10 protein-coding genes are annotated in these 11,004 nt (G+C 43.5%); 4 read left to right on the top strand and 6 right to left on the bottom strand.

Annotation, left to right across the window (positions count from 1 at the left end; genetic code table 11):
- Positions 1 to 133: 133 nt before the first annotated feature.
- On the top strand, positions 134 to 751 hold the full coding sequence (locus ACXAFJ_RS17930; RefSeq protein WP_475325315.1) for an HAD family hydrolase: 618 nt from the start codon (positions 134 to 136) through the stop codon (positions 749 to 751).
- Between the two features lie 35 nt (positions 752 to 786).
- Here the strand turns inward: ACXAFJ_RS17930 and ACXAFJ_RS17935 are convergent, their stop codons facing one another.
- Entirely contained in the window at positions 787 to 1,707 is a 921-nt protein-coding gene (locus tag ACXAFJ_RS17935) for a polyprenyl-phosphate transporter (RefSeq protein WP_475325316.1), read from the bottom strand.
- Between the two features lie 374 nt (positions 1,708 to 2,081).
- Positions 2,082 to 2,807, bottom strand: a complete 726-nt coding sequence (locus tag ACXAFJ_RS17940) for a PilZ domain-containing protein (RefSeq protein ID WP_475325318.1) — start codon at positions 2,805 to 2,807, stop codon at positions 2,082 to 2,084.
- A 115-nt stretch (positions 2,808 to 2,922) separates the two neighbouring features.
- Between ACXAFJ_RS17940 and ACXAFJ_RS17945 the strand changes: the two genes are divergently transcribed.
- The 3 genes from ACXAFJ_RS17945 to ACXAFJ_RS17955 are packed head-to-tail and all read left to right on the top strand — an operon-like array spanning position 2,923 to position 5,280.
- Complete coding sequence (locus tag ACXAFJ_RS17945) at positions 2,923 to 3,216, top strand: GNAT family N-acetyltransferase (RefSeq protein WP_475325319.1); 294 nt, start codon at positions 2,923 to 2,925, stop codon at positions 3,214 to 3,216.
- The gene (locus ACXAFJ_RS17950; protein ID WP_475325321.1) at positions 3,209 to 4,381 is read left to right on the top strand and encodes an MFS transporter; all 1,173 of its coding nucleotides are present in this window, start codon (positions 3,209 to 3,211) and stop codon (positions 4,379 to 4,381) included. The genes ACXAFJ_RS17945 and ACXAFJ_RS17950 overlap by 8 nt, the downstream gene beginning before the upstream one ends.
- A complete protein-coding gene (locus ACXAFJ_RS17955; protein ID WP_475325787.1) occupies positions 4,381 to 5,280 on the top strand; it encodes a DMT family transporter in 900 nt (299 codons plus the stop codon). Before ACXAFJ_RS17950 ends, ACXAFJ_RS17955 begins: the two co-directional genes overlap by 1 nt.
- A gap of 87 nt (positions 5,281 to 5,367) precedes the next feature.
- Here ACXAFJ_RS17955 and ACXAFJ_RS17960 read toward each other — a convergent pair whose 3' ends face one another.
- The 4 genes from ACXAFJ_RS17960 to deoD form a co-directional block, all read right to left on the bottom strand.
- Positions 5,368 to 6,948 (bottom strand): GGDEF domain-containing protein, encoded by a 1,581-nt coding sequence (locus ACXAFJ_RS17960; RefSeq protein WP_475325323.1) that lies wholly within the window; start codon positions 6,946 to 6,948, stop codon positions 5,368 to 5,370.
- 11 nt (positions 6,949 to 6,959) lie between these two features.
- Complete coding sequence (locus ACXAFJ_RS17965; protein ID WP_475325325.1) at positions 6,960 to 8,414, bottom strand: hypothetical protein; 1,455 nt, start codon at positions 8,412 to 8,414, stop codon at positions 6,960 to 6,962.
- Positions 8,415 to 8,543: 129 nt separating this feature from the next.
- Complete coding sequence (locus ACXAFJ_RS17970; protein WP_475325326.1) at positions 8,544 to 10,013, bottom strand: transposase; 1,470 nt, start codon at positions 10,011 to 10,013, stop codon at positions 8,544 to 8,546.
- Between the two features lie 78 nt (positions 10,014 to 10,091).
- Positions 10,092 to 10,802, bottom strand: a complete 711-nt coding sequence (gene deoD, locus ACXAFJ_RS17975; RefSeq protein WP_475325328.1) for a purine-nucleoside phosphorylase — start codon at positions 10,800 to 10,802, stop codon at positions 10,092 to 10,094.
- Between the last annotated feature and the right edge of the window lie 202 nt (positions 10,803 to 11,004).

The raw sequence follows: 11,004 nt of genomic DNA on the forward strand, positions 1-11,004 counted from the left end.
CAGTTAAAGTTCGTTACTTATTCCTGTCATTCAATTTCTGCGCAATATTGGTCAAACAAGACAAGCTAATTAGAGATAGTGATAGGCATTTAGTATAAAACACTCTCGGTTTTTATCTTAAAAGAAGGAATCTATGTCTCAAACCTCTATTCAGAACATTGTATTTGATATTGGCAATGTGTTTGTCGTATGGAATCCAGAAAAAATCATCAAAGCTGTGTTTCCCCAAACACAAGATTACAGCGCTCTTGCGACTGATATTTTTGGCGGTGAACTTTGGCGTCAGATTAACCGAGGTGAGCTTACCGAAGCTGAATGTAAAGACGAGTTTGTGAAACTGTATCAACTTAGCGCTTCGGAAGCTGACGCATTGTTTACAGAAATCAAGTCATCGCAAGCTTTGATTGAGGGAACAGTACAGATTGCTAAAACCTTGAAAGAGCTTGGGTACGGAGTCTATGCGCTAACTGACAATGTCACTGAAATCGTCGACTATCTCAAGCAAGAGTACGACTTCTGGGAGTTGTTTGATGGAGATATCGTATCTGCAGATGTCGGATTGTTGAAACCACAACAAGAAATCTACCAATCTTTAACGGACAAGTACGGCTTAGAGCCAAGTAGTTGTCTTTTCTTTGATGACATGCCACACAATGTTGCTGGAGCACAATCAGCAGGATGGCAATCATGCCAATTTTCGACTCCTGAGCAGTGTTTACAAGATCTTGGAAAATTAGGTCTTGTCGGTTAAATGTTTGCCCGAGACCGCTTCTCGGGCAAAACTAGTTATTCGCCGCCTTTCGAAGCAAACTTTTCCAATCCAAGTACCAATAAAATTGCAAAAACCATCAGAGCAACAGCAATAAGCATTTGAGATGGCTGCTGAGTTATTGTCTCGAATTCAAATGGAGAAAGGTTTTCTTGCACTAATGGTACTTGCTCTCCCTTTGAGTTTGTTCGCCAGCTAATGGTCTGTTTCCATGGCCAAATTTTAGGCAGTGTACCTATCATCAACCCCACCAAAAACATAAGAGTAAAGTCTCTAAATTGTTTTAATAGCCAGCTAAGTACATGAGAAAACGTCAATAACCCTAAAATACAGCCAGATGCGAACAACGCTAGAACGGCGACATCTAACGATTTTACGGCCAACAATACAGGAGCGTACATACCAAGCAGCAACAAAATAAAGCTACCTGAAATTCCCGGCAAGATCATTGCGCATACCGCGATAGCGCCTGAGAGCATAATAGTGAATGTGTTGGGGTCTAAATGTAGAGGTTGTAAAACGGTAATAAAATACGCAAATGCAATACCTAAAGTAAGGAAGCTATAGCTTGCAACACCATGGTTACTGACCTGTCTGAGGATGTGCAAAACCGAGACGAGAATGAGGCCAAAGAAAAAAGACCAAATCGGGATAGGTTGATTGGCAAGAAGCCAGGTGATGGCTTTAGCAAAAACAGCAATGCTGGTCAAAATGCCAGCGAACAAAGACAGCAAAAACCATCCGTTGATATGATTGAAGGCAGCTTTAAGTCCATCAGAACGTATTACAGCAATAATACTAGGGTTGATACGCCGGATACTTTCCAACAATGTATCGTAGATACCAGTGATAAACGCGATTGTTCCACCTGATACACCGGGAACAACATCTGCAGCTCCCATTGCCATACCTTTTAAAAAAGTTGATAAGTACTTCATTGAATTTCGTTTTCTCTAATATGTATGGCGATTGTCCTGAAATCCGAACAATATGCAACTTTTACATTTTTGAAATGAAATTAATTGCACTCTGATTTTTTGTGCATTTTGCAAATGCAAAATGCACCGATTGTGGGTTGTTGAGTTATATTTATGTGATAAGTGTCAATGAAATTGGGGTTAAAAAACTGGCACGGTAACTGCAAGATAATTTTCGACCCTTATTAAGCCGAGGGTCACCTAGCCAACTGACGTTGTTAGTGAATGATATTGTTCACACTTATACGGCCAATCGATTTATTTATCGGTTGGCCTTTTTTCTTTGTAGTACTTAGCTTTTCTAAATGGGTGTAATGGGGATAGAAAGGGTGGGTTTATCTCAATGCCAACTTAGTTCCATCGAATTTTAATCGTCCCAGCAAGGCCTTCGCTGACATTACGCCTTTTTCGTCAAATTTAATCCCATAACGGGCGTAATATGAACAGCGCTGAACGTTACAAATACTGCCTGTTAATACCGGGAAACTGGTATCCGGTTTACCATTCACCATCAGCACGAGTTGAACTGGATCGCAAATCTCTAAGCTTTTGGCTAATGGGCTCGTCACATAGCGGCATCCACCTTTGCTAAGGTCTCTAATTTCGCATTCTACGCGGCTATTTGGTGATACTGCTCTTGCGGCTAAGTTGACATCATACCGTGGCTCTTTGCGCAATTGGGCAACTTGCATAGTCTTGGGTATGCTTATCGCCATCATTGCAAGCGGTACAGTTAGCACGTGTATGATTTGACTGCGAAACTGAACAATCGCCCCTTCGCCGCGCTGCGATATTGCCCGCACGTTTAACCAAAAACCCTCTTGAAAGAAAAACTCTTTATCTTCATCTGAGATTTTTGGCATTTCGACCAACACTAGGTTGTCGGTATGACTTCCGATTAGCGTCGTTTTAGCCCGAAAGGTGGTGCCTACGGGAGTTGTAATACCAATGGTCATTTCAGAACCATGCTCAAGCATGGCCAGAGCGTCAGCTGAAATCAGTGTCGCGACTGTTTTCTCAGGCGAAATAGGAGCGCGTTGAGCAGCTGCTTGGCTTGTCATTAGGTATCCCTAACTTCCATAGGTAATTGGAAAGAATAATGATTTTAGGTTTAGGTATTAAAATGTTCAAATATAAAGTAGGGTAGTTTTTAGAACCAGTTAACAAATAATCAATATGAGTTCAAAAATCACACATATTCCCGACCAATCTGTGCTCCTGGTTCACTTGGAAGATGGCCTGGATGCGACTATTCGATATCGGCAAGAAAACGATGTATGGGATGTTCATTCCACGCATATACCAGAGGTACTTCGTGGAAAAGGATATGGTTCTTATATGATGAAAGAACTGCTTACTTTCATGGAAGATAACAAGCTTTTGATAATACCCACCTGCAGTTACGTAGACCATTTTGTTAAACGGCACCAGCAGTGGCAGCATTTGAAGTATAGAGGTGCAGATGCCTAATCATTGGAAAACACCACAAAATTTTTTAGTTTTTGTCTCCGTTATTGTACCCATCGCGTTTTCAAGTTGGATGGCACTATTAAACAACTTTGCAATAGAAAAAGCGGCGTTCGATGGCGCTGATATTGGTTTGTTGCAGAGCATTCGAGAAATACCTGGCTTTTTAGCGTTTACCGCCATCTTCATTCTGGTTTTTATTCGAGAGCAAAAATTCCTATTGTTATCGCTTGGTATGTTAACCATTGGAGTAGCGATAACAGGTTTCTATCCGTCGTTGTTTGGTTTGTTAATGACGACATTTTTAATGTCCACGGGTTTTCATTATTACGAGACGTTAAAGCAGTCTTTGTCTTTGCAGTGGTTATCTAAAGATGAAGCCCCGGAGGTATTAGGAAAGCTCATTTCAGTCGGCGCGTTATCGTCATTGTGCACCTATGGCGCATTGTGGTTTATGTTGGAAATCTTGACGTTGGACTATCAAACAGTTTACTTAGTGACTGGTGGGCTGGCAGTTTGTCTGACGATCTGGGTCACGTTTACTTTTCCCAACTTTGAAGCCAAAGTTCCGCAAAACAAAAAGCTGGTGCTGCGCAAGCGCTATTGGCTTTACTACGCGTTAACCTTCATGAGTGGAGCGAGAAGACAGATTTTTGTGGTCTTTGCTGGCTTTCTAATGGTTGAAAAGTTTGGCTATTCTGCGGCTGACATTACTGCTCTGTTCTTGATTAACTATCTGTTTAACTTTTTGTTTGCCAAGCGAATTGGTCGCTTTATCGGTGAAGTTGGTGAACGTACGGCTTTAACCGTTGAATACATTGGTTTAATTGGTGTTTTTGTGGGTTATGCATTGGTTGAATCTGCTGAGTGGGCCGCTGCATTATATGTGATAGATCATTTGTTTTTCGCTTTGGCCCTAGCCATAAAAACCTATTTCCAAAAAATTGCAGACCCCGCGGATATGGCATCTACCGCAGGCGTTGCGTTTACCATTAATCACATTGCAGCGGTTGTTATTCCAGTTAGCTTTGGTTTGATTTGGTTGGTATCGCCATCTGCCGTGTTTTACATCGGCGCAGGATTGGCATTTATTTCTCTGGCTTTGTCTCGCAATATTCCAAGCGTGCCAGCGCAAGGTAATGAAACACGTATGCTAAAAGTGGGTTGATCGTGTTAGGTGAGCTATCTGCACTGTTTGCGGCTATTGTATGGGCGGTAGCAACTTGGTTGTACGGTCGTTTTAGCCACGAGTTTTCAGCGCTACAACTCAATGTATTAAAAGGTTTGATTGCCAGTGGTCTAATGCTGGTGTCTTTAGCCTTGCTGCCTACTGCGAACCTAGATATCGATCCTAAATACTTTTGGATACTCGCGGTGTCTGGCGTGATTGGTATTGCAATTGGTGACTCAGCTTATTTTGCTTCTTTAAAGCGAATTGGCGCCAATAAAACTTTGTTGCTTGAATCACTGGCTCCACCTTTGACGGGTATTCTTGCCCTTTTGGTCCTGAACTTGCCTTTGTCACCTTATGCGTGGCTTGCGGTTATTGTTACGACATTGGGTGTGACGATGGCTGTGATGCAGAAAGATGCGCTACAGCCAAATTTCACCTGGTCAGGTATTGGTTTTGGTTTGCTAGCTAGTATTTGCCAAGCGACAGGGGTCATCATTTCACATTACGCCTTGGTTGCAGCTGATATAGAACCTCTTGTCGGAGCTTTGCTTCGTTTGTCTGCTGGAGTCTTGGTGGTCGGCCTATGGTTACAGTTTTCAACAAAGCAGGTATGGTTGCGAATGTGGGCAACGGGAAGAAAAATGCCCAAAGCGGACAAAATCAGTTTGTTTTTTGCGATTTTTATTGGCACTTTTCTCGCTCTCTGGCTTCAACAGTACGCGGTCAAACACGCAAACCCAGCGGTAGCGCAAACCTTAATCGCGACTAGCCCAATCTTCATGCTGTGTATCTACTGGTTTAAAGGTGTGGCCCTTACCAAACGCAGTGTTATTGCCTCGATCATTGCTGTATTGGGCGTGTCGCTATTCTTCTTCTCTGGCGGAAGTCACTAACGGTAAAGAGAATCTAGGGGCTTAAATGGTTGTTGATGGAGTCGTAGAGTGCACATATTACGACTCCAATGAACAAAATATCCGAATTTATTCAACGCAGACCTGATTTCGTCCATTTGCCTTGGCACGATAGAGCGCTTTGTCTGCGCGATAGAAGGTACGCTGGGTATTTTCGCCATCTCGATGCATGGTAATCCCAATACTGACCGTCAATCCACGTTCCCCAAGAATAGGGGCCCAGTCAAATTGATAAATGCGTTGTCGATAGTTTTGCGCGTGCATTTCAGCTTGGTCCACATTGACGTTTTCGAGGATAACCAAAAACTCTTCACCACCAAAACGGACGCAGGACGCGCCATGGAAGCGGAAATGTGCCGCGAGCTCGCGTGAGACATTAACAATGGCTTTGTCGCCTACTAAGTGGCTTAGCTCGTCGTTAATTGATTTAAAATGGTCAATATCAACTACAACCAGTGCAAAAGGGTTGTCGTGTTGTAGCAGGTCTTTTAACTTCATATCCAACCAACGACGATTGTGCAGTGATGTCAGTGGGTCGGTGTACACATCTTGTTGAAGCTGCGCCACCGCATTTTTTTGGCTTTCCGTCGTTTCTTTAAGCTCTTGATTTTCCAATTCAGATAGAATTAGCTTGAGCTGCAATTCAAAGCGCGATAGACGTCGCAGCTGGCTCGCACCCAGTTCACTGATCGGGATTTTCTTCATCAAATCACTTTCGATTCGAAAACCGCGTTTCTGGTGAACCAGCGCACGTTCATAATTTTGTTGCTTTTCGTACACTTCGGCTAATGTGTTACTAAGCTTAAGAGCCATAAATGGCGCGCCATAGGGCTTTATTCGGCGACTTGCTGTTTCCAGTGTCCAATTTGCTAAATGCTTACGACCCAAATCGTTCAAACAATTGGCGAGCTCTAGGCGAATCATATTGGACAGCCAAGATGACTGAATATTTCCGGCCGTGTATTTCACATTACCAAGCGCCTGTATGGCTTTTTTTTGCTCGCCCTGTAAACGGAACAATTTTGCTTGATAGAGCAGTATCTGGCCAGTTAGCATTTTATCGCTGACCAAAATGCTGATTTCTTCACATTCTCGAATCAGGTCTTCTGCTGCGCTGAGTCTGCCAAGTTGCAGATAGGCAGCCAGCATGTACAACTTATAACGCAAGCGAAGAGAGCGACTGGTTATTGCGTGATCAAGTGTGTCGATCTTTTGGTAATAGCGCAGCGCGCGGTTGTAGTCGCCATAAGCATCGCACAAGTTACCTAAGCCTAAGACAGAATTCACATAAGCATCGATTCGACCGCAATCCACTGCAATGGAGGTGGAAGACACGTATTCTTCCAAGGCTTCCAAATATTGGCCATTCTCTAACAGTTGTTCGCTTAAGCTAAATTTGATTTCAAGGACGAGCTTAGAGTCTCCAGGCAGTGACAGCAACTCAAGTGCTGAGCGCAGTTCTTCGATGCTGTTATCGGTTTGATGCAGTTGGCTTCTATATTCAGAGCTAATAATAAAACACTGCGCTTTTTCTTGAGCGTTGGTTGCGATGTGTTGTCTTACGTAGTTCCAAAAAATGATCGCTTCTTCACCCGTTACAGACGTAACATCCAGTCCGGCATCGCTAATTTTGTTTATTAAGGCTTCCATGCTCAACTACCTCAATCTTCGTCTTCTAATTGGTCGATGGTGAACGGGAAGGTCAAAATATCATGATGAGATACCTTGGGAAGCTCACCATTGAGCCCTTTGCGCTGCCACGGGTAAATTTCGATCATCTTCGCCAACACTTGATGGATGTTCTGTGAAACGTCACCTTTGTCGGCTAACAAAATGCCCACTCTTTCTGCACTCAGTCTGGACAGTAAATCTTGTCGATTGCACAAAGTATGTGCAATTTCTAAACAAGCATCGATGAAGTCGGGATTGTCATGATGAACCATGATGATGGCATGGTTCGACTCTTTTAATTCTGTTTTATACAAAACCAGTTGTTCCCACCAGTAGGTTTCTGAAACCACTTGATTGAGCAACTTGTCTGGATCGTATTCGTGTTGTCGACGAATCCGGTTTATTAACTTACGCGCTCTTTGTTCGAGTTGGCGCTTAGAAGACCGTGCTTTATCGTTGCTAACACGCGCATTTTGCTCACGAAGCATGTCGATAGAATACTTACGGAACTTCTTGAATGAAGTCAGCGCCGCATACATGTCGCCACTTTCTTCAGCAACCCGTGATTGTTGGAAACAGATTTGCGAAAGCAGTTCACCGTTGTCAAAAGAGGCGGCAGATCGTTCAGCCAACACCAGTAACTCGGCGGCTTTACTTGGGTTCTTACGCAGTAATTCTAGTCTTGCGCGACTGATATAAGAATGCGACTTCATCCAAGTAAGGTTGTGTTGAACTGCCAGTTCGTGGGCTTTTTGCGTTGCGATTTCTGCATCTTCAAGCCTTTCCAAGCCCAATAGTGCTAAACCTCGAAAATCCCAGATCTCAGCATGCCAGGTCTGATCGTCGTGATCAGCTAATACTTCAGAAGCTGCATCTAGCACGGTGAGCATTTCGACATAGTTGTTGAGGAGATAGAGGTCCCAAGCCAACAGGATACGGGCTTTACCTTCCAACCAATTGATTCTTAAATTATTAGCAACAGTAACCGCTAGCTCATGAGTGCTTTTTGACAGTTGGTATTCTTGGGTAATACGCCAAATATTACCGATACCGATAAGCGCCTCAAGTTGCACCTCTTGCTCATCAACGAGTGCTGACTGTTCAAGCGCGTTAATCCAGTACTGCTGGGCAGAGTAGTATTTGGCTTGGCCATAGTACTGTAGAGCGTGGATATGTAAAATTTCGGGTAAGAAGTCATCGGTGTCCATGGTGGCCAACCGATTGTGTGCGTCCTTTATTGTCGCCAGTCCACGGCGGTAATCCATTAAGCACCAATGGCAGCGAGATACGATAACGAGTGCTCGAATCACCCCTTCTGGGTACATTATCTGACGTGCACGTGTTACGCATTGTTCAGCACTAGACAATACTTTTTCTGGCTCAGCTTCGATCTGGTTCTTCAGCTGTTCCAGCTCGGTATCGAGTAAAATCTGGTTTTTGTCCAATGCAAGCTACCTTTATTACACCTGAATTTATATTTTAGTGCATATGCATTATAAAAAGAGTACGAAATCTCTCTAGTAAAAGTGCGTTAACAGCGACGTTTTACTGGCACTTGTCACAATTATGTGCCACTAGGTTAACAAATCGACAAATGTTAACGAAGATTCCGCCACACCGAGCTTCTGAGCTGGCGTCTCACCCGTTTCATCTTCTAAGCATAGATTGTGCCAAGCACGATAAATATCTAACAGTGGCAACAGGCTAGCGGGGTTTCGATAACGACGCTTGTCGTCGGTATATTGATAAAAAGTTTCTGAAAAACCTTGCTGATACTTAATGATTTCTTGGGTGCTACCCATTTTAAATATTTGATTGTATTTGTTTTTCTTTCCGACTAGGTGGCAAATTCCTTTTGCTACTTTGCCTTGTCGGTTGAACAACCATTTGTCCCGCCACCACCCCATGTAGCTAATGTCAAATTTGTCATCAAAGGCGGTCGCACTCCAACCTTTATCTTCTGCAACATAGTATAAGTCGATATTTTGACGGCGAATTTTAGGCAATGCGACACTCATTGCCGCAGACCTTAACACCGGATCTTGTGGCATAAAAATAGTTACGGGCTTGTCATTCTCAATTTGGCTGAACAACGAAAGAAAGTGCGCATAGGACGAATAAGGTGGTCGTATTAGTGCACCGCTGTTTGGGTAGTTAAGTTCAGGTAAGGTGGAAAGTGGGTCTTCCACGTTACCTCTGCTCAATATCCATTGGTATTTTTGTTCGATCCTTTGCAGCAAATCTGTTTGATAAACTGAGTTTGAGTCGATGACCAAGGGCTGATAGTGCTTTGAAACGATTTCAGCGTGGTCAAGATAAGGGTTATGGGTAACGTGTCCGGCATTAATCGGATTTCTCGCGTAGTTGGTGTGTTGGGTCGCAATATAACCAGATTGGCACTCGCCAGTTGCAAACCAAAATACTCCGTTATTGGCCTGTTTTTGCAAGGTTTGGTAACAGGTCGCTAGCGAAAATTTTGAGTGGTGAGTTAACCATCGAGCGTCATAAATACTCGATTGACGACGACAACGTTGTGCGATTTGAGACAATTGATCATAAAAAGATTTTGGATAAAGTCCGAGTTCACGACATATTTGTCGAATCGGTGTGTTCAGAAATAGCAATTCGAGGATATCGAGTTGAATCTTGAGTTGCTTGTTTACCCCAGACCACTTATCAACAAAGGTCGCTTTACATTGTTTGCACTGGTAACGCTGTTTATCCCCGCTGAACCCATACGATTGGTAAAGGTTGTGTCGCTGATAGACAGATATACCTAGGTTTTGACAGTTTGTGTTATGACAAGCGGGAAGTCCGACAAACTGTTCGAATTGCAGTCTGCGGAACTCTGTTTGAACGGAATGATTATTAAGCAAGGGAGGAAAGGCACCGCACTCTCGACATACCATCATAGGCCGCAGTGGGTTAGTACTTTGCACTATATAGTGCTTCGGATCGCTCAATCCAAAGTTGTCACACGCCAATGTTTTACAGAAGTTGAGCTGCAAACCGTCGGCGGCTAGAGGTAGCTGTTCGCTAGGCACCCTCTCTCCCCAGAATTGCATACCCACGCGACTCTCGTTAAAACGACTATCCTACGATTACGTGGGTATAAAATTTTGTTAAACGTTGACGGCCGTTTCTAACGCAACCTGCATCATTTCGTTAAATGACTTTTGACGATCTTCAGAGCTTAGTTTTTCTCCACGGATGATGTGGTCAGACACGGTCAAAATCGTTAGCGCTTTTGCACCAAGTTCAGCAGCCACACCGTAGATACCAGCAGCTTCCATATCAACACCCAGAATGCCGAGCTTGCTCATTTTCTCGAAGATATCAGCTTCAGGGGTGTAGAAGAGGTCCGCAGAGAAAACGTTGCCGACCTTGACATCAACATTTTGCTCTCGTGCTTTTATTACTGCGGTTTCTAACAGTCCGTAATCGGCAATTGCCGCAAAGTCGTGGTTAGCGAAACGGATTCTGTTGGTCTTAGAATCGGTCGAGGCTCCCATACCAATCACAACGTCCATCAAGTTAACGTCGTCGCGTACTGCACCACAGCTACCGATTCGAATGATATTTTTTACACCATACTCAGCGATCAATTCATGAACATAAATACAGGCAGACGGAATACCCATGCCATGTCCCATAACCGAAACTCGAGTGCCTTTATAAGTTCCCGTAAATCCGAACATGTTTCGCACATCGCATACTTGCTTAACGTCTTCTAGGTAGGTATCTGCAATGAACTTGGCTCTAAGCGGATCGCCCGGCATTAGGACTGTTTCAGCAAAATCACCCATTTGGGCGTTAATATGAGGTGTTGGCATAATCTAGCTCCAGTTGAACAGTGTTGTATGTTGCTTGGCAAAAATCATAGTCTTGCCTCCTGTTACATCATGAGATGTTGATCACAATAATATTTAACATAGAACACAAAGTGCCGCTTGTTCACTTTTTATGTTGGTAATCGGTACGCAATCGATTAGGCGACGCAAAAATGTTTTTTGAATCATTGATCCGATTACTGGC

The organism is Vibrio sp. ABH4_348 (genome assembly GCF_056159765.1).